Annotated in this window: 23 protein-coding genes; 14 read left to right on the top strand and 9 right to left on the bottom strand. The window is 68.0% G+C overall.

Going from position 1 to position 20,823, the window contains the following annotated elements:
- The first annotated feature begins 20 nt into the window (after positions 1–20).
- Both BJP32_RS12760 and BJP32_RS12755 read left to right on the top strand, forming a co-directional pair.
- Positions 21–425 carry a PTS sugar transporter subunit IIA gene (locus BJP32_RS12760; RefSeq protein ID WP_003164212.1) on the top strand — a complete coding sequence of 135 codons (405 nt, stop codon included), beginning with the start codon at positions 21–23 and terminating at the stop codon, positions 423–425.
- Positions 422–709: an HPr family phosphocarrier protein gene (locus BJP32_RS12755; protein ID WP_046654398.1), complete on the top strand. Its 288-nt coding sequence runs from the start codon at positions 422–424 to the stop codon at positions 707–709. Before BJP32_RS12760 ends, BJP32_RS12755 begins: the two co-directional genes overlap by 4 nt.
- Here the strand turns inward: BJP32_RS12755 and mnhG are convergent.
- The 6 genes from mnhG to BJP32_RS12725 are packed head-to-tail and all read right to left on the bottom strand — an operon-like array spanning position 669 to position 6,765.
- The gene (gene mnhG / locus BJP32_RS12750; protein ID WP_046654396.1) at positions 669–1,103 is read right to left on the bottom strand and encodes a monovalent cation/H(+) antiporter subunit G; all 435 of its coding nucleotides are present in this window, start codon (positions 1,101–1,103) and stop codon (positions 669–671) included. The genes BJP32_RS12755 and mnhG overlap by 41 nt on opposite strands.
- Entirely contained in the window at positions 1,100–1,381 is a 282-nt protein-coding gene (locus tag BJP32_RS12745; protein WP_003164215.1) for a K+/H+ antiporter subunit F, read from the bottom strand. The genes mnhG and BJP32_RS12745 overlap by 4 nt, the downstream gene beginning before the upstream one ends.
- Complete coding sequence (locus BJP32_RS12740) at positions 1,378–1,875, bottom strand: Na+/H+ antiporter subunit E (protein WP_046654395.1); 498 nt, start codon at positions 1,873–1,875, stop codon at positions 1,378–1,380. Before BJP32_RS12740 ends, BJP32_RS12745 begins: the two co-directional genes overlap by 4 nt.
- Positions 1,872–3,467, bottom strand: a complete 1,596-nt coding sequence (locus tag BJP32_RS12735) for a monovalent cation/H+ antiporter subunit D (protein WP_046654394.1) — start codon at positions 3,465–3,467, stop codon at positions 1,872–1,874. The genes BJP32_RS12740 and BJP32_RS12735 overlap by 4 nt, the downstream gene beginning before the upstream one ends.
- Positions 3,464–3,808: a Na+/H+ antiporter subunit C gene (locus BJP32_RS12730; protein ID WP_046654392.1), complete on the bottom strand. Its 345-nt coding sequence runs from the start codon at positions 3,806–3,808 to the stop codon at positions 3,464–3,466. The genes BJP32_RS12735 and BJP32_RS12730 overlap by 4 nt, the downstream gene beginning before the upstream one ends.
- The gene (locus BJP32_RS12725) at positions 3,805–6,765 is read right to left on the bottom strand and encodes a monovalent cation/H+ antiporter subunit A (RefSeq protein WP_046654391.1); all 2,961 of its coding nucleotides are present in this window, start codon (positions 6,763–6,765) and stop codon (positions 3,805–3,807) included. The genes BJP32_RS12730 and BJP32_RS12725 overlap by 4 nt, the downstream gene beginning before the upstream one ends.
- Positions 6,766–6,979: 214 nt before the next feature.
- Here BJP32_RS12725 and BJP32_RS12720 point away from each other — a divergent pair, with 214 nt between their 5' ends.
- Both BJP32_RS12720 and BJP32_RS12715 read left to right on the top strand, forming a co-directional pair.
- On the top strand, positions 6,980–9,199 hold the full coding sequence (locus BJP32_RS12720) for a TonB-dependent hemoglobin/transferrin/lactoferrin family receptor (protein WP_095046133.1): 2,220 nt from the start codon (positions 6,980–6,982) through the stop codon (positions 9,197–9,199).
- Between the two features lie 35 nt (positions 9,200–9,234).
- The gene (locus tag BJP32_RS12715) at positions 9,235–10,212 is read left to right on the top strand and encodes a DUF6607 family protein (protein WP_046654390.1); all 978 of its coding nucleotides are present in this window, start codon (positions 9,235–9,237) and stop codon (positions 10,210–10,212) included.
- Positions 10,213–10,279: 67 nt separating this feature from the next.
- On the opposite strand, the gene BJP32_RS12710 is transcribed toward BJP32_RS12715, so the two are convergent.
- Complete coding sequence (locus tag BJP32_RS12710; RefSeq protein WP_046654388.1) at positions 10,280–11,767, bottom strand: catalase; 1,488 nt, start codon at positions 11,765–11,767, stop codon at positions 10,280–10,282.
- A 232-nt stretch (positions 11,768–11,999) separates the two neighbouring features.
- A complete protein-coding gene (locus BJP32_RS17360) occupies positions 12,000–12,140 on the bottom strand; it encodes a hypothetical protein (protein ID WP_003164223.1) in 141 nt (46 codons plus the stop codon).
- 252 nt (positions 12,141–12,392) lie between these two features.
- Here BJP32_RS17360 and BJP32_RS12705 point away from each other — a divergent pair, with 252 nt between their 5' ends.
- Genes BJP32_RS12705 through pcaD form a run of 7 tightly spaced genes read left to right on the top strand, consistent with a single transcriptional unit; the run spans position 12,393 to position 18,162 of the window.
- Positions 12,393–13,559, top strand: a complete 1,167-nt coding sequence (locus BJP32_RS12705; RefSeq protein WP_198935295.1) for a muconate/chloromuconate family cycloisomerase — start codon at positions 12,393–12,395, stop codon at positions 13,557–13,559.
- 4 nt (positions 13,560–13,563) lie between these two features.
- Entirely contained in the window at positions 13,564–13,854 is a 291-nt protein-coding gene (catC, locus tag BJP32_RS12700) for a muconolactone Delta-isomerase (protein WP_046654385.1), read from the top strand.
- Positions 13,855–13,893: 39 nt separating this feature from the next.
- On the top strand, positions 13,894–14,787 hold the full coding sequence (locus tag BJP32_RS12695) for a dioxygenase (RefSeq protein ID WP_003164226.1): 894 nt from the start codon (positions 13,894–13,896) through the stop codon (positions 14,785–14,787).
- Between the two features lie 9 nt (positions 14,788–14,796).
- Positions 14,797–15,519, top strand: a complete 723-nt coding sequence (locus tag BJP32_RS12690) for a CoA transferase subunit A (RefSeq protein WP_198935296.1) — start codon at positions 14,797–14,799, stop codon at positions 15,517–15,519.
- The gene (locus BJP32_RS12685) at positions 15,516–16,169 is read left to right on the top strand and encodes a 3-oxoacid CoA-transferase subunit B (protein WP_046654381.1); all 654 of its coding nucleotides are present in this window, start codon (positions 15,516–15,518) and stop codon (positions 16,167–16,169) included. The genes BJP32_RS12690 and BJP32_RS12685 overlap by 4 nt, the downstream gene beginning before the upstream one ends.
- Positions 16,166–17,377, top strand: a complete 1,212-nt coding sequence (gene pcaF, locus BJP32_RS12680; protein ID WP_046654380.1) for a 3-oxoadipyl-CoA thiolase — start codon at positions 16,166–16,168, stop codon at positions 17,375–17,377. The genes BJP32_RS12685 and pcaF overlap by 4 nt, the downstream gene beginning before the upstream one ends.
- A complete protein-coding gene (pcaD, locus tag BJP32_RS12675; RefSeq protein ID WP_046654379.1) occupies positions 17,374–18,162 on the top strand; it encodes a 3-oxoadipate enol-lactonase in 789 nt (262 codons plus the stop codon). The genes pcaF and pcaD overlap by 4 nt, the downstream gene beginning before the upstream one ends.
- Here the strand turns inward: pcaD and BJP32_RS12670 are convergent.
- Complete coding sequence (locus BJP32_RS12670; protein WP_003164233.1) at positions 18,143–19,099, bottom strand: LysR family transcriptional regulator; 957 nt, start codon at positions 19,097–19,099, stop codon at positions 18,143–18,145. The genes pcaD and BJP32_RS12670 overlap by 20 nt on opposite strands.
- A gap of 156 nt (positions 19,100–19,255) precedes the next feature.
- Here BJP32_RS12670 and BJP32_RS17185 point away from each other — a divergent pair, with 156 nt between their 5' ends.
- The 3 genes from BJP32_RS17185 to BJP32_RS12655 are packed head-to-tail and all read left to right on the top strand — an operon-like array spanning position 19,256 to position 20,822.
- The gene (locus BJP32_RS17185; RefSeq protein ID WP_050796590.1) at positions 19,256–19,543 is read left to right on the top strand and encodes a phenol hydroxylase subunit; all 288 of its coding nucleotides are present in this window, start codon (positions 19,256–19,258) and stop codon (positions 19,541–19,543) included.
- Positions 19,540–20,556, top strand: coding sequence for a phenol hydroxylase (locus BJP32_RS12660; protein ID WP_046654378.1), 1,017 nt, complete (start codon positions 19,540–19,542; stop codon positions 20,554–20,556). The genes BJP32_RS17185 and BJP32_RS12660 overlap by 4 nt, the downstream gene beginning before the upstream one ends.
- The gene (locus tag BJP32_RS12655; protein WP_046654377.1) at positions 20,553–20,822 is read left to right on the top strand and encodes an MmoB/DmpM family protein; all 270 of its coding nucleotides are present in this window, start codon (positions 20,553–20,555) and stop codon (positions 20,820–20,822) included. The genes BJP32_RS12660 and BJP32_RS12655 overlap by 4 nt, the downstream gene beginning before the upstream one ends.
- The last annotated feature ends 1 nt before the right edge of the window (position 20,823 follow it).

Raw genomic sequence — 20,823 nt, 5'->3', positions numbered from 1 at the left:
ATGTCTTTGGTGAAGCCTATATGATCGGGCTGGTGATCGTCACCCACGGGGGCCTGGCCTCCGAATTCCTGTCGGCGATGGAGCACGTGGTGGGGCCGCAGCGCGGCGTCGCCGCCATCTGCATCGGCCCTGAAGACGACATGGAGCGGCGCCGCCGCGACATCGTCGACGCCGCCGCCGCCGTCGATGAAGGCGAGGGCGTCATCCTGCTGACCGACATGTTCGGCGGCACGCCGTCCAACCTGGCCATCTCGGTGATGGAGCAGACCGGCGCCGAGGTCATCGCCGGGCTGAATCTGCCCATGCTGATCAAGCTGGCCAGCGTGCGCGGCCGCGAGACGCTGGAGGCCTGCGTGGCCCACGCTCAGGATGCGGGCCGCAAATACATCTCGGTGGCGTCGTGGGTGCTGGCGGGCGAGAAATGAGCGACATCGCCCCTTCCGCCCAGGCGGTGCTGAACATCTGCAACCAGCGCGGCCTGCACGCCCGCGCCTCGGCCAAGTTCGTCAAACTGGCCTCCGAGTTCGAATCCGAGATCCAGGTGACGCGCGACGGCGTGACCGTGGACGCCCGCTCGATCATGGGTCTGCTGATGCTGGGCGCCGGGATCGGCTGCGGCGTCGAGGTCAAGGCCGAGGGGCCGGACGCCGCCGAGGCCGTCGCCGCCCTTACCGACCTTGTGGCGCGTCGCTTCGACGAGGATCAATAGCCGTCAGGTCCGGCGGCGTGCGGACCACGCCGGCGCATTCGCCCTCCAGCGGCACCCGCACCCCTTCGCCGGAACGATCGGTCCGGTCGCGGAACAGGGCCGCGCGCGCCAGGATGATCAGCGTCACCGGCGTCGTCACCGTGAAGAAGACCGCCACCAGCAGCTCGACCGGCATGAACCGCCCCTCGGCCGCGGTGAAATAGACCACCGATCCGCCCAGGATCAGGAACATGCCCAGCGTCGCCCCCAGCGTCGGGGCGTGAACCCGCTCGTAGAAGGTCTTGAGCCGCACCAGGCCTAATGCGCCGATGAAGGTCAGGCCGGAACCGGCCAGCACCAGCCCCGCCGCCAGCAGCGCCGCCCAGGCCGGGACGTTTGCGGGAAAGCCGCTCATTCGATCACCTCGCCGCGCATCAGGAATTTGGCCAGGGCGACCGAAGAGGTGAAGCCCAGCATGCCGATGATCACCGCCGCATAGAAATACAGATGGCTGCCCGTCCGCACCCCGAAGGCGACGATCAGCAGCATCCCCGCTTGATAAAGGGTGTCCAAGCCCAGGATGCGGTCCTGGGCGCGCGGCCCCTTGGCGATGCGCCAGACGCCGATCAGGGCCGCCCCGGCCAGGAACAGCTGCGCCAGAACCAGCGCCCAGTAGAAGACGGCGCCGCTCATTCGAAGATCTCCATCAGGCGGCGCTCATAACGGTTCTTGATGCGGTCCTCCCAGTCGTCGCCCTCCCGCAGGTCGAGGATGTGCAGCAGGAGCACGCCCGTCGCGTCCTCATACTCGACCCAGATGGTGCCCGGCGTGCTGGTGATGATCACCGCCAGCACCGCCAGGCCGTAGCGGTCGCGCATCTCCAGCGGAATATGGACAAAGCCCGAGACGCGGCGGTCGCGCGAGGCGTTCAGCCCCAGCACGACCAGGGCGACCTCCCAGTTCGACCGGATGATGTCGCGCATCACCACCACGGCGAAGCTCAGCAGGGTCAGCGGCTTTCTGACGCGAACCGGTTCGACTTCCAGAGCGCGCATGATGTGGGGCGCGGCCAGGGCCATCAGCAGGGCCAGCGCCAGGGACGGCGGCGCGGTCGACCCGCTGAGCAACAGCGAGGCCCCGAACAGGGCCAGCGACAGGATGGGGTGCGGCAGGACCGCCCGGATCATGAGCCGCCTCCCAGCACTGCGCGGACATAGGCGTCGGGCCGCACCAGCCAGTCGGCCGTGTGGTCGGCGTAGGCGAAGCCCGCCTCGCCGAAGATCGCCAGAAAGATGCAGGCCGCCAGCAGGCCCGCGATGGCCACGCCCTCTGCGGCGCCGACCACGACCGCCGGCTCGGCGTCGTCGTCCCGCGCCCACAGGGCCGCCATGCCCAGGCGCGTCAGCCCGATCAGGGCGCTCAGCGACGCCAGGGACAGGGCCGCGATCACCGTGTAGCCCGCCCAGCCGCCGACGCCCGACAGGGCGTCCATCATCGCCAGCTTGCCGATGAAGCCCGCCAGCGGCGGCAGGCCCGCGATCATCAGGGTCGAGATCAGGAAGGCGCCGCCCAGGGCCGCCACGGCCGCCGGGATGACCAGACCGGGCTCGTTGCGCTCTTCGTCGTCAAAGGGATCGATATATTCATCCTCGAACACGGCGCGGCCCGAACGCGCGCCGGGATCCTGGCCCCGGTTCAGCACCTCGGCCAGCATGAACAGGGCGCCGCAGGCCAGGGTCGAGCCGACCAGGTAGAAGACCGCTCCGCCCAGGACATCGGCGTTGCCGATGCCGACGGCCGCCAGCACCGTGCCCGACGAGACGATGACGGCGTAGGCGGCGGCGATCGACAGGTCGCGCGCGGCGATCATCCCGGCCGTGCCGAAGCCGATGGTCGCCAGCCCGCCCAGCAGAATCCACAACTGACCGAACCCGGCCGAGGCGCCGCTCTCCGGCGCGAACAGCAGGAAGCTGAGGCGGATGATCACATAGGCGCCGACCTTGGACAGGATGGCGAAGACGGCCGCCGCCGGGGCGCTGGCCGCCGAATAGGTGGTGGTCAGCCAGAAGCCCAGCGGCCACATGGCGCATTTGGTCAGGAAGGCCACGCCCAGGACGGCCGCCCCGACGTGGAACAGGCCCCGGTCCGCCTCGGCGATCTGGGGGATGCGCACGGCCAGATCGGCCATGTTGAGGGTGCCGGTCACGCCGTAGATCAGGCTGACCCCGATCAGGAACAGCATGGAGGCCGTCAGGTTGACGGCGATATAGGCCAGGCCCGCCCGGATGCGCGCCTCGCCCGACCCATGCAGCGCCAGACCATAGGAGGCCGCCAGCATGATCTCGAAGAAGACGAAGAGATTGAACAGGTCGCCCGTCAGGAAGGCCCCGTTGACCCCCATGACCAGCAACAGGAACAGGGCGTGGAAACGCGGCCCCGCTCGGTCCCAGCGCGCCAGGGCGAAGATCATGGAGCAGGCGCCCAGGACGCTGGTCAGGGCCACCATCAGGGTCGATAGACGGTCCGCCACCAGGACGACGCCGAACGGGGCCGGCCAGTCGCCCAGTTGATAGACGCGGGCGGTGTCGCCCCCGCCCGTCGCCCCGGTCGCGCTCTCGTGCAGCAGGGCCAGGGCCATGGCCAGGATGGCCGCCATGGCGAACAGGCTGAGGCCGCCCTTCAGCAGGCGGCGGCGCTCGTCGAACAGCAGCATGGCCGCGGCGATGACCATGGGCAGGACGATCGGCCCGATGATCAGATGTTCCTGCCAGTCGGTCATTCGGGCGCCTCCTGGCCGTCGACATGGTCGCTGCCGGTCTCGCCGCGCGAGGCCAGCAGCACCACTAGGAACAGGGCCGTCAGGGCGAAGCTGATGACGATGGCCGTCAGCACCAGGGCCTGGGGCGTCGGATCGGCGTAGAGGGCCGGGTCTTCCGCGCCCTTGCTGGTGATCGGCGGCGCGGCCGAACGCAGCCGCCCCATGGAGAAGATGAACAGGTTGACCGCATAGGAGACCAGCGACAGGCCGATGATGACCTGGAAGGTGCGCGGGCGCAGCATCAGCCACACGCCTGAGGCGGTCAGGACGCCGATGGCTAGGGCCAGGACGATCTGGGTCATTGCGCCCCTCCCTTCTGCTCGGCCTCGGCTTCCGCTTCGGCCTCAGCTTCCTCGATGCGCGCGCGGCGCAGCGACTGGTGGGCCAGGGCGACCAGCACCAGCACTGTGGCGCCGACCACCAGCACAACCACGCCCAGGTCGAACAGGATGGCGCTAGCCAGCGGCACCCGGCCCAGCAGCGGCAGATCGGCGTACTGGAAATAGGTGGTCAGGAAGGGCTGATCAAAGATCCAGCCCACCGCCCCGCTGAGCGCGGCCAGCAGCAGGCCGACGCCGATCCAGATGATCGGGCGGATCTCCAGCCGCTCCTCCACCCAGCGGGCGCCGGACGACATGTATTGCAGGATGAAGGCGATCGACAGCGCCACCCCCGCCGCAAAGCCGCCGCCGGGCAGGTCATGCCCGCGCAAGAACAGGTGCACGGCCAGCAAGATGATGAAGGGGAACAGCCAGCGCATCACCACGCCGGGGATCAGCATGGTGTCGCTGAGGGTGTCGCCCTCCGTGCGGCCTTCGCGGGCGCGATCCGAGGCGTCCTGCACCCGCTTCTGCATCGGCTGGGACAGGCTGTCGCTGGCCGGGCGGAAGCGACGCAGCAGGGCCAGCACCGTCAGGCCGACGACGCCCAAGACGGTGATCTCGCCGAAGGTGTCGAAAGCGCGGAAGTCGACCAGGATGACGTTGACGACGTTGCGGCCGCCCGCCTCCTCATAGGCTTTCTCGACGAAGAATCGCGACACGCCCTCGACCGGCGGGCGCACCATGACGGCCCAGGCGATCAGGGCCACGCCGGCGCCGGCGCAGACGGCGATCCCCCGGTCCAGACGACGACGCCAGCGCGCGCGGCGCTGCTCGGACTCGGGCACATGGATCTCGGCCAGCCGCTTGGGCAGCCAGCGCAGGCCCAGCAGCAGCAGCACCGTCGTCACCACCTCGACCACCAGCTGGGTCAGGGCCAGATCGGGCGCCGACAGCCAGACGAACGTCAGACAGCTGGCCAGGCCGGCCCCGCCCATCAGGATGACGGCGGCCAGGCGGTGATACTTGGCCTGCCAGGCGGCGGCCAGGGCGCAGGCCCCGCCTGCCAGCCACAGGGCGGCGAAGGCCAGGTTGTGCGCCTGGGGAACGCGGAACTCGGGCCAGGTGAGCACGAAGCCGCCCGCCGCCGCAACGACCGCCGACAGCAGGGCCGTCAGCAGGATCAGGCGCAGTTGCGGCTGCAGGCGCTGCGCGCCCAGCCAGCGCACGATCCACTGCGACAGGTCCATCAGAATGACCTGAGACCGCTCGAACAGATAGCCGCCGTTGAGCCGCTTCATGCCCCAGGGGCCGCCGCGCGGATTGGCGTTCAGCGCCTTGCCGAACACGGCGTAGAGGCCGATCCCGCCCGCCATGGCGATGACGCTGAGCAGCAGCGGCAGGTTAAAGCCGTGCCACAGGGCCAGGCTGTAATAGGGCAGATCGAAGCCCAGCATGGTCACGGCGGCGCTGCGCAGGAAGGGACCGACGGTGACGGCGGGAAAGACGCCGACCAGCAGACACAGGGCCACCAGCACCTCGATCGGACGCCGCATCCAGCCCGGCGGCTCGTGCGGGACGCGATCCAGCTCGGTCGGCGGCGGGCCGAAGAAGGTCGTATGGATGAAGCGCAGCGAATAGAGGACGCTGAAGGCGCTCGCCAGGGTCGCCAGCACCGGCAGGGCCTGGTTCAGCGCCGAGGTCTGAGTGCTGGCTAGGGCCTCGGCCAGGAACATCTCCTTGGACAGGAAGCCGTTCAGCAGGGGCACGCCCGCCATGGCGGCGGCGGCGACCATGGCCAGGGTGGCGGTGATCGGCATGAAGCGGATCAGGCCGCTGAGCTTGCGCATGTCGCGCGAGCCAGCCTCGTGGTCGATGATGCCCGCCGCCATGAACAGCGAGGCCTTGAAGGTGGCGTGGTTGATGGTGTGGAAGATGGCGGCGATGGCGCCCAGGTCCGATCCCAGGCCCAGCAGCAGACAGATCAGGCCCAGGTGGCTGATGGTCGAATAGGCCAACAGGCCCTTCAGGTCGTGCTGGAAGATGGCGCACCAGGCGCCGACCAGCAGGGTCGTCAGCCCCAGGCCGCCGACCACGAAATACCACATCTCGGTCTCGCCGAAGACGGGCCAGAACCGCATCAGCAGGAAGACGCCCGCCTTCACCATGGTGGCCGAGTGCAGATAGGCGCTGACCGGCGTCGGCGCCGCCATGGCGCGCGGCAGCCAGATGTGGAACGGGAACTGGGCGCTCTTGGTCAGGGCGCCGATCAGGATCAGACCCAGGGCGACCGGGTACATCGGGCTGGCCAGGATGACGTCGCGCGCGCCGATGACGGCGTCCAGCTCATAGCTGCCGACGATGCGCCCGATCAGGATCATGCCGACCAGCAGGGCGACCCCGCCGGTCGCGGTTATGGTCAGAGCCATGCGCGCGCCCTCGCGCGCCGAGGCGTTCTGATGCCAGTAGCCGATCAGCAGGAAGGAGAAGAGGCTGGTCAGCTCCCAGAAGACGACCAGCTGGATCAGATTGCCCGACAGCACCACGCCCTGCATGGCGCCCATGAAGGCCAGCAGGAAGGAGAAGAAGCGCGGCACCGGATCCTTCGGCGACATGTAGTAGCGCGCATACAGGACCACGAGCGCGCCGATCCCCAGGATCAGGGCGCTGAACAGCCAGGACAGGCCGTCCAGGCGAATGGTCAGATTGACCCCCAGCGACGGCAACCAGGCCAGGGTCAGCTTCAGCACCTCCCCGTCCTGGAACCTGGGCCAGAGCACCGCCAGACAGCCGACGCTGATCAGGGCGATGATCCACGACAGGATGGCCGCAGAGGTCCGTGCGTGACGCGGCAGACCCGAGGCGATCATGGCCCCGATGAAGGGCAGGAGCAGGATGACGAGCAGGAGGAAGCTGGCGGGCACGGGCGTGTCGATCATCTCCGAAAGATTTTGGGACGGCGTCCGAAAGGCTGCGGATCGCGCCTCATCGTTCTGCCAGAGTTTTTCCTAAGGGAAATGACGCGCTTGCGTCAAAGCGACGAGTTGGCGCGATTGTGACCGTAGCAGGAGCGATTAGGACGCAAAAAGACTAAGATTGATTCTGATAATCGTTCGCACTAAAGCGAGCCCAGTTTCAACCGGGGTTTCGCCGATGCGCTCGCTACTCATGATTTCCGTCGGGCTGACCGCCCTCGCCGCCGCCGCTCCCGCCATCGCCGCGCCCGCCGTCGAGGACCATGCGATCGATCTGAACGAGCCCGTGCGCGTGGCGCCGGTCACCGTCGTCGGCACCCGCACCGAGCGCCGCGTCGATGAGGTGCCCGCCAGCGTCAGCGTCATCACCGCCGAGGCGATCGAGACCAACCTCGTCACCGACATCAAGGATCTGATCCGGTTCGAGCCGGGCGTCAGCGTCCCGACCAGCCCCGCCCGTTTTTCGGCCGCCCTCTCGGGCGCCGGGCGCGACGGCAATTCCGGCTTCACCATCCGCGGCATGGGCGGCAACCGCGTGCTGATCGTTCAGGACGGCGTGCGCGTGCCGGACGGCTTCGCCTTCGGCGCCCAGTCGGTCGGTCGCGGCGGCTACAACGACCTGGATCTGGTCAAGTCGGTCGAGATCCTGCGCGGTCCGGCCTCAGCCCTCTATGGGTCGGACGGCATCGCCGGGGCCGTCAGCTTCACCTCGAAAGACCCGTCCGACTTCATCGAGACGGGCCGCAACTTCGGCGCCCGCGCGCGCGTCGGCTACAACTCGGCCGACGAGGGCTGGACCGAGGGCCTGGCCCTGGCCGGGCGCAGCGGCGCCTTCTCGGGCCTGCTGGCCTACACCCGTCGTGACGCTCAAGAGACCGAGAACATGGCCGAGACGGGCGGCGTCGGCGCGGCCCGCACCCAGCCCAACCCGCAGGATTTCGCCTCCAACGCCGTGCTGGCCAAGCTGGTCTGGGACGTGAACGATCATCACACCCTGCGCCTGACCTACGACCACTTCGATCAGGAGATGGATGGCGAGGCGCTGAGCAGCTACTCGGCCACTGTCGTCGGCCTGACCGCTCATGACGAGACCCAGCGTGATCGCGTCAGCCTCGACTGGCGTTTCGATGACGTTCTGGGTCTCGATTCCGGTTCTGTGGCCGCCTTCTGGCAGGATTCGACCACGCGCCAGTTCACCTATGAAGACCGCACGCCTGCGGTCGACCGCACCCGTGACGTGACCTTCGACAACGCCGTCTGGGGCCTGGCGGCGCAGGGGTCCAAGAGCTTCGGCGGAGAGACCGTCCGTCACCGGATCACCTTCGGCGCCGACTGGTCGCGCACGAGCCAGGAAGGCGTCCGCGACGGTACGGTCCCGCCGATGGGCGAGCCCTTCCCCGCTCGCCCCTTCCCCAAGACCGAGTTCGACCTGGCGGGCCTGTTCATTCAAGACGAGATCGACCTGCTGGGCGGCCGCCTCAGCATCATCCCGGCCCTTCGCTACGACTGGTATGAGCTGACGCCCAAGAAGGACGCCCTCTTCCCCGCCGCCGCCGAGAAGCAGAGCGACAGCCGCCTGTCGCCCAAGATCGGCGCCATCTACTGGGCCGACGATCACTTCGGCGTCTTCGCCAACTACGCCCAGGGCTTCAAGGCGCCCTCGCCGATGCAGGTGAACAACTTCTTCGCCAACCCGGTGTTCGGCTATGAGTCCATCCCCAACCCGGACCTGAAGCCCGAGACCAGCGAGAGCATCGAGGGCGGCTTCCGCTTCCGCAACCTGAGCCTCTTCGGCGGGAGCCTGTCGCTGCAGACCACGGCCTTCCGCACGGAATACGACGACTTCATCAACCAGGTGGTGGTGCGCGGCACGGGCCGTCCCGGCGTCGACCCGCTGATCTATCAGTACGTCAACCTGACCACGGTGAAGATCTGGGGTCTGGAAGCGCGCGGCGACATTCATTGGGACAACGGCTTCTCGACCATCGTCGCCGCCTCCTTCGCCGACGGGGAACAGGAGACGGAGGGCGAACGCGGCGCTCTGACGAGCGTCGACCCGATCAAGCTGGTCGGCGGCCTGAACTACGCCGCGCCCTCGGGCGTCTGGGGCGGGAGCGCCACCGTCACCTGGTCGGACAAGAAGTCGAACCACGAGTGCGGCGGCGGCCTATGCTGGCCGGGCGAGCGCTTCACCCTGCTGGATGTCACCGCCTATTGGAACGTGGCCGAGCGGGCCACCCTGCGCGCCGGCGTCTTCAACGTCTTCGACGAGAAATACGCCTGGTGGAGCGATGTGCGCGGCCTGAACCGCTCCGCCGTCGGCGCCAGCCCCGGAACCCTGGACGCCTTCACCCAGCCGGGCCGCAACGTCGGCGTTTCGCTGAGCGTGCGCCTGTGACGGACTTGAAATCACCCGCCGCCAAGGAGCCTTCCATGCGCGCCATTCTGATCGCCGCCGCCCTATTGACCGGGGCGGCGCCCGCCGCCCTGGCGACTGCCGCCGCCGCCCAAGCAACCCAGACCGCCCCGCCCGCCCGCAGCCCTCAGTTCGAGCGCGACCGCCAGTCGATCCTGGCCCAGGCCGGCGCGTTCCGCGTCCATTTCGACATGCGCGAAAACGTCAGCTTCAGCGCCGACTACGACCCGCTGGAGGAACAGCTCTCCGGCGGGACCGAAATCGTCCGCGTCGTCTACGACAACGGCGACCGCATCAGCCTGCAGCACATCCTGGTGATGGAGCACGGGGGCCAGAGCGTGGTCGTCAAACACTGGCGTCAGGACTGGGCCTATCAGCCGCAAACCGTCCTGACCTATGTCGGCGACAACAGCTGGCGCACCACGCCCGTCCCCGCCGCCGAACGTCAGGGTGCCTGGTCCCAGACGGTGTGGCAGACGGACGATTCCCCACGCTACGGCGGCGTCGGCCGCTGGACCTATGAGAACGGCTTAAGCGCCTGGACCTCCGGCCCGACCTGGCGGCCGCTGGCCCGCCGCGACGCGGTGCGCAACCCGGTCTACGACCGCTATCTGGGCGTCAACCGCCACATCCTGAAACACGACGGCTGGGTCCACATCCAGGACAATATGAAGCTGTCGGGCAAGGGCGGCGGCGAGCCGGTCGCCATCGTCCAGGAAGACGTCATCAACAGCTATGACGCCTCCACCGCCTTCTCGCCCAAGGCGGGCGACGACTACTGGGCGGCGACGAAGAGTTACTGGGCGGCCGTGCGCGACGCCTGGGACGCAATCATCGCCCGCGACGGCGGCGTCCGCGTCGCAGAGGAAGCCGAGACCGGCGCCATCACCGCCCCGCCCCTGATGAAGCTGGCCGATCAGGTCCAGGCCGGCGAACTGACCACCGAGGCGGCCGTCGCCCAGGCCCGCGTCCTGATCGAGGCGACCGCCCGCTGACGCAAAACGCCCCCCGCTCCGGCAAGGGAACGGGGGGCGCTTCAATTCAGGCCTTGGATGTCAGGCGTCAGCCTTCGCCCATGCCCTCGGCCGGGCGCGGGGCGCCGCCCGCCCGCACCGCCGCCTCGATACGGCCGCCCACGTCCGGGTCGATGCTCTTCCAATAGTCGAAAGCGCGCTCCAGCACCGGGGAACGCACGCCGCCCAGCAGGCTGCCCGCCACCTGATCGACCAACTGGGCGCGCTGGTCGTCGTTGAACACCTCGCGCACCAGAATACCCGGCTGGGTGAAGTCGTCGTCCTCGGCGTGCAGCGTATAGGCGCTACGGACCAGTTCGCCGTCGGCCTCCCAGCCGTCATGAACCGGGCCGGTCTCGTCCGACCAGGTGCGGCCGCCGCTGTTGGGCGCATAGACCGGCTGGGCGCCCGAGTGGTGATAGGCCATATGCCCGTCGAACATATAGGTGTTCACCGGAACCTTGGGCTGGTTCACCGGCAGCTGGTGGAAGTTGGTCCCGATGCGGTTCCGCTGGGCGTCGTTATAGGCGAAGGCCCGGCCCAGCAGCATCTTGTCCGGCGACAGGCCGATGCCGGGCACGGTGTTGCCGGGCGAGAAGGCCGCCTGTTCGATCTGGGCGAAGAAGTTCTCCGGATTTCGGTTCAGCGTCATCACGCCGACCGGGATCAGCGGATAGTCCTTGTGCGACCAGGTCTTGGTCAGGTCGAAGGGGTTGAACCGATAGGTCGCCGCCTCGGCGTAGGGCATGACCTGAACCGACAGATCCCAGACCGGATGCTCGCCGCGCGCGATGGCGTCGAACAGGTCGCGGCGGTGGAAGTCGGCGTCGGCGCCCGACATGGCGGCGGCCTCGGCGTTGGAGAAGAAGGCCATGCCCTGGCGGGTATGGAAGTGGTACTTGACCCAGAATTTCTCGCCCGCGGCGTTGATCCACATATAGGTATGCGAGCCGTAGCCGTTCATCTGACGCCAAGTGCGCGGCAGGCCCCGCACGCCCATCAGATAGGTCACCTGGTGCGCCGACTCGGGATTGTTGGTCCAGAAGTCCCACTGCATGTGGTTGTCGCGCAGCCCGGAGTCGGGCAGGCGCTTCTGGCTGCGGATGAAGTGGGGGAACTTCATCGGATCGCGCACGAAGAAGACCGGGGTGTTGTTGCCGACCAGATCGTAGTTGCCCTCGTCCGTATAGAATTTCAGCGAGAAGCCGCGCACGTCGCGCCAGGTGTCGGGGCTGCCTTGCTCGCCCGCCACGGTCGAGAAGCGCGCCAGCATTTCGGTCTTCGCGCCGGGCTGGAACAGCGAGGCCTTCGTATAGGCCGAGACGTCGTGCGTGGTTTCGAACACGCCGAACGCGCCCGAGCCCTTGGCATGGGGCTGGCGCTCGGGAACCTTCTCGCGGTTGAAGTGCGCCATCTGCTCCAGGAAGTGCACGTCGTGCAGCACCACGGGCCCGTTCGGCCCGACGGTAAGCGAGTTCCGATCACTGACCGCCGGAGCGCCTGCGCCCGTCGTGGAGCCTGATTTCTGTTGGGTCATCGCCTGTCTCCTCTGCCGCCCGCCGCGTCACCCACAGCCGAGCTTGGCTTATGAGATGGACCAGAGGCGTGAAATTGCAACCGTCCCTGTCGCTGAAAAGACAACTGCTCTGACGGGTCGGTAAAGCGCCCATGACGGCGCAGCCGATCTCGCCGGATCAAGCTCCGGGTCAGCGATCTCAGCAGGCGACATCTGGCAGAACGACCTTAGGCCCCAGCCGTTCCGGCCAGCGTCACAGCAGGCGGTGCGCGGCCTGGAGCGCCTCGGCGGCCTGCGCCTGGCCGGGGACGACTGCAATCAGAACCGCCGTCGCCAGCGCCAAACCCGCAATCGTCAGAGGCGCGATCGCCCGTGGTGAAATAGCGAACTTCATGCCCGTCAGCCCCGTCTGCGATGACGCTGAAAACTAGGGCGGCTCCATGATGATCCGCGCACATTTCCACGGCGGTCTGGCCAAGTTTCAGCGACAGAAGTTTGGCGGAACATCGCTCGACAGATGATTGCTCGGGACGCAGAGCCGCGTCGCTTGATGCCTTTTCAGCATCAATTCTGAACAAATCGGCATTTTGGGTCATGACGCACGCCTCCTAAGGTCGGTCTCAACAGAGAACGCGGAGACGACAGGGTGCAGGCATCAGCGATTGAACGGGTGGAGACGATCGTCCTCGACGTGCCGACCATCCGGCCGCACGTCCTGTCGGTCGCCACCATGCAGTCGCAGACCGTGGTCCTGGTGCGCCTGCGCTGCGCCGACGGCGTCGAGGGCGTCGGCGAAGGCACCACCATCGGCGGCCTGACCTACGGCGGCGAAAGCCCCGAAGGGATCAAGCTGGCGATCGACGCCTATTTCACGCCGCTGCTGATCGGCGCCGACTCCACGCGCCCGGCCGTCATCATGGATAGCCTGCGCCGCTCGATCATCGACAACCGTTTCGCCAAGAACGCCGTCGAGACCGCCCTGCTGGACATTCAGGGCAAGCGCCTGGGCGTGCCGGTCAGCGAGCTGCTGGGCGGGCGCATCCGCGACCGCCTGCCGGTGCTGTGGACCCTGGCCAGCGGCGACACCGCCCAGGACATCGCCGAGGCCGAAGCCATGATCGCGTCGGGCCGCCACGCCGCCTTCAAGCTGAAGATCGGCAAGCGCCCGGTGCAGGACGACGTGGCCCACGTCGCGGCGATCAAGCGCGCCCTGGGCGCCCGCGCCAGCATCCGCGTCGACGTCAATCAGGCCTGGAGCGAGGCCGCCGCCAAACGCGCCCTGCCCCTGCTGGCCGAGGCGGGCGTCGATCTGGTCGAGCAGCCGATCCGCGCCCATGCGACGGCGGGCATGGCGCGGCTGACGGCGATGGGCCTGATCCCCATCATGGCCGACGAAGCCCTGCACGGTCCCGAGAGCGGCTACGCCCTGGCCTGCGGTCAGGCGGCCGACGTCTTCGCCCTGAAGATCGCCCAGGCCGGCGGCCTGACCGAAGCCAAGCGTCTGGCGGGCGTCGCCCAGTCTGCGGGCGTCGCCCTTTACGGCGGCACCATGCTGGAAGGGCCGGTCGGCACCATCGCCTCGGCCCAGTTGTTCGCCACCCTGCCCGAGATCGAGTTCGGCACCGAACTGTTCGGCCCCCTGCTGCTGACCGAGGAACTGCTGGTCGAGCCGCTGCACTACGCCGACGGCTGCCTGAGCGTGCCCAGCGGGCCGGGTCTGGGCGTTCAGTTGAACGAGGACGCCATTGCGGCGCTCCGCCGCGATCGAGATTCCCGGACCTCGGTCATCACGCCCAAACTGGTTGCGGGGTAAGACGATGCTGTTTCATGTGACCATGGATGTGCGCATTCCGCACGACGCCGACCCGGCGAAGATCGACCGGCTGAAGGCCGAGGAAAAGGCCCGCGCCCAGGATCTGCAGCGTCAGGGAATCTGGCGCCACCTGTGGCGCGTCGCGGGGCGATACAGCAACGTCAGCGTCTTCGACGTCGCCGACGCCCAGACGCTGCATGACCTTCTCAGCACCCTGCCGCTGTTTCCCTACATGGACGTCCAGGTCACCGCCCTGTGCCGCCATCCGTCATCGATCCACGAGGACGATCGCTAAGAGCCCACAAGGGCCAACACTATTGGAGAGGAAGAAGACATGACCGAAGATTTCGTCGCCACGCCCGAGGTTCAACAGCTTCTCGACCGCGCCAGCGGCATGACCGTCGAGGGCGGCGATCCCCGATTGAAATCCATCACCCGCGACGTGATCGAGGCCCTGATGCGCGTCATCGCCAAGCATGACGTCAGCGAGGACGAGTTCTGGGGCGCGATCAAATTCTTCCAGGACGGCGCCCAGGAGTTCGGCCTGATCGTGCCGGGCACGGGTCTTGAGCACTTCATGGACCTTTTCCTCGACGCCAAGGACGCCGAGGCGGGCCGCACCGGCGGCACCCCGCGCACCATCGAAGGCCCCCTCTATGTCGAGGGCGCGCCGCTGGTCGAAGGCGAGAACGTCAACCTGACGGACGACGCCGACGACACCGAGACCCTCTATATGACCGGCAACATCGTCGGTCCCGACGGCGAGGCCCCGGCCGACGCCATCCTTCACGTCTGGCACGCCAATTCGAAGGGCTTCTATTCCCACTTCGACCCGACCGGCGAGCAGACCCCGTTCAACAACCGCCGCCGCATCAAGGTCGGCGCGGACGGCCGCTACTACTTCAGCTCCAAGATCCCCAGCGGCTATTCGGTGCCGCCGAACGGCGCGACCGACCGGATGCTGAAGGCCATCGGCCGCCACGGCAACCGCCCGGCCCACGTCCACTTCTTCGTCGAGGCGCCCGGTTATCGTTCGCTGACGACCCAGATCAACTTCGGCGACGATCCGTTCGCGGCCGACGACTTCGCCTTCGCCACGCGCGACGGCCTGCTGCCGGTGCCGCAGCGTCAGGGCGACAGCGCCTATGTCGCCTTCGACTTCACCCTGCAGCGCGCCGCTGACAAGGCGGACGAGCACCTGTCCGGCCGCGCCCGCGCGGCGGCCTGATCGAAAGACCTGCGGTTCGTGTCCAAGATTTTCGCTTCTCCCCGCGCCGCGCTCGAGGGCCTGTTGTTCGACGGCATGACCATCATGTCCGGCGGCTTCGGGCTCTCGGGCAACCCTGAGAGCCTGATCCCCGAGATCAGGGCTTCCGGGGTCGGCGGGCTGACCGTCATCTCCAACAATGCAGGCGCCGACGGCTTCGGCCTGTGGATGCTGCTGGAGAGCCGTCAGGTGAAGAAGATGATCTCCAGCTACGTCGGCGAGAACAAGCTGTTCGAGCAGCAGTATCTCTCGGGCGAACTGGAGCTGGAACTGAACCCGCAGGGCACCCTGGCCGAACGCATCCGGGCGGGGGGCGCAGGCATCCCCGCCTTCTATACCAAGACCGGCGTCGGCACCGTCGTCGCCGAGGGCAAGCCCGTCGAGATCTTCGAGGGCGAAGACTATGTGCGCGAGACCTGGCTGCGCGCCGACCTGTCGATCATCAAGGCCTGGCGGGCCGATCCGGCCGGGAACCTGATGTTCCGCAAGACGGCGCGCAACTTCAATCCGAACATGGCGACGGCCGGAAAGACCACCGTAGTCGAGGTCGAGGAGATCGTCCCCGAAGGCGCCCTCGATCCCGACGCCATCCACACGCCGGGCATCTATGTCGACCGCATCGTCCTCTCGACCATCAATGAAAAGCGCATCGAGAAGCTGACGACCCGTCCGCGCGAGGAGGCCTTGTCATGAGCTGGACCCGCGACGAGATGGCGGCACGCGCCGGACAGGAACTGCGCGACGGCTACTATGTGAATCTGGGCATCGGCATACCGACGCTGGTGGCCAACCATGTGCCCGAAGGCGTCCGCGTCACGCTGCAAAGCGAGAACGGTCTGCTCGGCATCGGTCCCTTTCCCTATGAGGGCGAGGCGGACCCCGACCTGATCAATGCCGGCAAGCAGACGGTGACGGTGCTGCCGACCTCCAGCTTCTTTTCCTCGGCCGACAGCTTCGCCATGATCCGCGGCGGCCACATCGACATGGCCGTGCTGGGGGCGATGGAGGTCGCCGCCAACGGCGATCTCGCCAACTGGACCATCCCCGGCAAGATGGTGAAGGGCATGGGCGGCGCCATGGATCTGGTCGCCGGGGTCAAGCGCATCGTCGTCGTGATGGATCACGTCGCCAAGGACGGCTCGCCCAAGATTCTGGAGCAATGCGCCCTGCCCCTGACCGGGCGGAAGGTCGTGGATCTGATCATCACCGATCTGGGCGTCATCGCCGTCGACCGCAAACAGGGCGGCCTGACGCTGATCGAGACCGCCCCCGGCGTCACGGTCGAGGAGATCACGGCCAAGACCGGCGCCCCGCTGGCCATCGCAGTGGCGGCGGCGGCATGAGCGCCCTCACGCAAGCCTTCATCTGCGACGCCGTCCGCACCCCGGTCGGACGGCTGAACGGCGGACTGTCGGCGGTGCGCGCCGACGATCTGGCGGCGATCCCGCTGCGGGCGCTGGCCGAACGCAATCCTGCGCTGGACTGGAGCGCCGTCGAGGACGTCATCCTGGGCTGCGCCAATCAGTCGGGCGAGGACAACCGCAACGTCGCGCGCATGGCCGTGCTGCTGGCGGGCCTGCCCGAGACCGTGCCGGGATCGACGATCAACCGTCTGTGCGGCTCGGGCCTCAACGCCGTGGGGCTGGCGGCGCAGGCCATCCGCGCGGGCGGGGCCGAGCTGATGATCGCCGGCGGCGCCGAAAGCATGACCCGCGCCCCCTATGTCATGGGCAAGGCCGCGACCGCCTTCGACCGCGCCCAGATGATCGAAGACACGACCATGGGCTGGCGCTTCATCAACCCGGCCCTGCGCGCCGCCTATGGCGTGGATACGATGCCCCAAACGGCCGAGAACGTCGCCGAACAATGGGGCGTCAGTCGTGAGGCGCAGGACGCCTTCGCCCTGGACAGCCAGACCAAGGCCGCCTCCGCCCTGGCCTCGGGCCGGTTCGACGCCGAGATCACGCCCGTCTCCGTACCCCAGCGACGCGGCGACCCCGTCGTCTTCACCGTGGACGAGCATCCGCGCGCCACCTCGCTGAACGCCCTCGCCAAGCTGAAACCGGTCGTGCGGCCGGACGGGACAGTGACGGCGGGCAACGCCTCGGGCCTCAATGACGGCGCGGCGGCGATGATCGTCGCCTCCGAGGCCGCCGCCCGCGTCCACGGCCTGACGCCGCGCGCCCGCGTCGTCGCCATGGCGGCCTCGGGCGTGGCGCCGCGCATCATGGGCGTCGGCCCGGTCGAGACGACGCGCAAACTGTTCGCCCGCACCGGCCTGAGCATGGCCGACATGGACGTCGTCGAGCTGAACGAGGCCTTCGCCGCGCAAGCCTTGGCCGTGTTGCAGGAGCTTGAGGTCGATCCGCGCGATCCGCGCCTGAACCCCAACGGCGGCGCCATCGCCCTGGGCCATCCCTTGGGCATGTCGGGCGCCCGCATCGTCATGACGGCGGTGGAGCAGCTTCACCGCACCGGCGGCCGCTACGCCCTGTGCACCATGTGCATCGGCGTCGGTCAGGGCATCGGCATGATCGTGGAGCGGGTATGAGCGAGCAATACGTCACGCTCGGCGACGGCTGCCGTCTGGCCTATCGCTTCGACGGCCCTGAAGACGCGCCCGTGCTGCTGCTGTCCAACTCTCTGGGCACGCGGATGGAGATGTGGGACGCCCAGATGGCCGCCTTCGCCGCCCGGTTCCGGGTGCTGCGCTATGACAGCCGGGGGCACGGCGCCTCGGACGCGCCTGCAGGCGCCTACGGTCTCGACCGGCTGGGCCGCGACGTGGTGGAGCTGCTGGACGCGCTTGGCCTAGAGCGCGTCGCCTTCTGCGGCCTGTCGCTGGGCGGCATGGTCGGTCAGTGGATGGGCGTGCGCGCGCCCGAACGACTGGAGCGGCTGGTGCTCGCCAACACCTCAGCCTTCATGGGGCCGCCCTCAGCCTGGGATGCACGCATCGCCAGCGCCCTGTCGCAGGGGATGGCGCCGCTGGCGGCGGCCTCGGTCGCGCGCTGGTTCACGCCGGACTTCGCCGCCCGCGCGCCCGATCCGGTCGCCGTCATCGAGGCCGGGCTGCTGGCCACCTCGCCGCAGGGTTACGCCGGGTGCTGCGCCGCCATCCGCGACATGGACTTAAGACAGCTGGGCGGACTGATAACGACGCCGACGCTGGTCATCTCGGGCGCCGCGGATCCGGCCACCCCGCCCGAACACGCCGCCGCCCTGGTGAAGGCCATCTCCGAGGCCCAGCTGAAGGTGCTGGACGGCGCCCATCTGTCGAACGTCGAACAGCCCGACCTCTTCGCCGACGCCGTGCTCAGCTTCCTCGCGGCCTGATCTGGCTGCGGGTGCGTTCGCGCACCAGGGCGCAGAAGCCGCCCAGCACCGAGGACCGATTGTCGCGCAGATAGGCCAGGCTCAGCTGCGTCTCCCGCTCCTCGCCCAGCAGAGGGCGATAGGCGACGCCGTGCAATTGAGCCTCCGAGGTCGATTCCGGCACGAGCGACACCCCCGCCCCCACCGACACCAGTGACAGAGCGGTCTGAATCTCCAGCGTCTCCTGAGCGATCTCGGGGGTGAAGCCCTCGGCGCGGCACAGGTCCAGCACATGGTCGGCGAAGCTGGGCCGGGGCTGGCGCGGGTAAAGGATGAAGGGCCGCACCGCCAGATCGGCCAGGGCGATGTGGCTCTGTTCGGCCAGGACGTCGGTGTCGGGCAGGGCCACGATCAGCGGCTCGCGCTGGACCACTTCGCTGACGATATCGGGATCCTGAATGCCCGGCCGCGCGAAGGCCACGTCGATGGAGCGGTCGCGCAGCGCCACCCGCAGCTCGGCCGTGTTCATGGCGTGCAGCACCAGTTCGACCTCGGGATACTGTTCGCGATAGGCGTTGAAGACACCCGGCAGGATGGAAAAGGTCGCCGAGCCGACGAAGCCCACCTGGATCACCCCGACCAGCCCCTCGGCCGCGCGGCGCGCCACGCGCACGGCGTCGGCCACCCGCGCCTGAATATCGCGGGCGCGCGGCAGCAGGGCCTCGCCCGCCGGGGTCAGCTGGATGACGCTGCGGCTGCGGTCGAACAGCAGGGCGCCGATGGCGTTCTCAAGGCTAGCGATCTGACGGCTGAGGGCGGGCTGGGCGATGTAAAGCCGCTCCGCCGCCCGGCCGAAGTGCAGTTCTTCGGCCACGGCAAGAAAATAGCGCAAACGCCGCACATCGACGCCCGAAAGGACGGCGCGCGGCAGAGGTTCCGGCATCGGCGAGCGTTTCATTCCAACATCAGAGCCTGACGCCCGGCCGCAAGGCAATAACCAAAAGGCATCAGACTCTGCCCTTTTTGTATTGGCCCATTATCAGACCCTCCGACAGTCTTCGTTTCAGGGACAAGCAACGAGCCGCGCCAAAGCGGCCCAACCCAGGAAACGACCATGACAGCGGCGCCCAGCCCGATCACGCGACCCTGCCCGGTTCCGGGCAGCCGACCCAAGCTCCAGACCGTCGTCCGCCATGTGACGGACAACGGCATCGTGGAGTTCGACTTCATCTACGGCGACCCCGACCTGAGCGTCGAACTGGTCCTGCCGCGCGCCGCCTTCAAGGAGTTCTGCCTTGAAAACGGCTGCCTGGTGACCGCCGCCGATCCCGCCGCCAGCCACGCCGTGCTGCGCCTCGTCAAGGACGGCGCCGCCCTCGAACCTGTTGGAGCGCCCCAATGAACATCGACATCCAGGCCGAGGCGATCACGCCGCGGCGTCATACCTTCTCGCACATCGCGCGGCGCTTCGGGGTCGACAAGCCCGCCTCGCGCTATGAAGAGGCGACCTATGACGTGCAGCCGGTGGTCAACTTCCACTATCGGCCGACCTATACGCCGCAGTTCGAACTGTACGACCCGCGCCGCACCCGCATCGTGATGAACGACTGGTACGTCTTCCGCGATCCGCGCCAGTTCTACTACGCCTCCTACAACATCAGCCGCGCGGCCATGCAGCAGTCGTTCGACGACGCCGTGAACTTCGTCGAGAAGCGCGACCTGATCGCCGATGTCGCCCCGGAATGGCGCGACCTGTTCGCCGCCTGGCTGCTGCCGCTGCGCCATGTGGAATGGGCGGCGAACATGAACTGCCAGCTGATCGCCGACTGGGGCTATGGGACGCAGATCACCTCGGCGGCGGCCTTCTGCGGGGCCGACCGCCTTGGCATCGCCCAGGTCATCTCGCGCATCGGCCTGCTGCTGGGTCAGGGCACGGAAAGCGCCCTGAAGGAAGCCAAGACCCAATGGCTGGAGGCCGACGTCTGGCAACCCCTGCGCCGCCTGGCCGAAGACCAGCTGGTCGTCCATGACTGGTTCGAGCTCTATGTCGCCCAGCTGATCGTGCTGGACGGCTACATCTATCCGCTGGCGACGGGCGCCTTCGACCGTGCGGGCGCGGCGCACAACGGCGCCGCCTTCTCGATGATGACCGGCTTCCTGGGCGACTGGTACGCCGACAACAGCCGCTGGACCGACGCCGTCATCAAGGCCGCCGCCGCAGAGTCCGAGGCCAACCGCATCGTTTTGGGCGAATGGTTCGAGCGCTGGTCCGCCCGCGCCGAAGAAGCCGCCCGCCCCCTCGCCGCCATGGTGTTGGGCGCCGAAGGCGACGCCACCGTCGATGCGGTCGGCGCACGCCTGCGCGAACGGATGGTCGGTCTGAACGCCTTGGAAGCGCGGGAGATGGCGGCATGACCAAGCCTGTTTCGATCAGCATTCAGAACACCCAGGACGGCTTCGCCATCGTCGAGGCCATCCTGGCCGACAACCCCGAAGCGACCAGCAACCCCTTCCCCGCCATGACCAAGATCGACTGCCCCGGCCGTCTGGAGATCCGCGCCGACAGCGTCTCCGAGCGTCTGGGCCGCGACTGGGATCCGCAGGAAATCCATCTCAGCGTCATCTCCCTGTCCGGTTCAGTGGACGAGGATGACGGCGTCTTCGCCATTTTCTGGAGGTAGG

The organism is Brevundimonas sp. ZS04, from assembly GCF_001956865.1.
In the GTDB taxonomy this organism is placed as follows: Bacteria; Pseudomonadota; Alphaproteobacteria; order Caulobacterales; family Caulobacteraceae; genus Brevundimonas; species Brevundimonas diminuta.
Note: the sequence above shows the minus strand (reverse complement) of the source record. Positions and strands in the feature narration are given on the sequence as shown.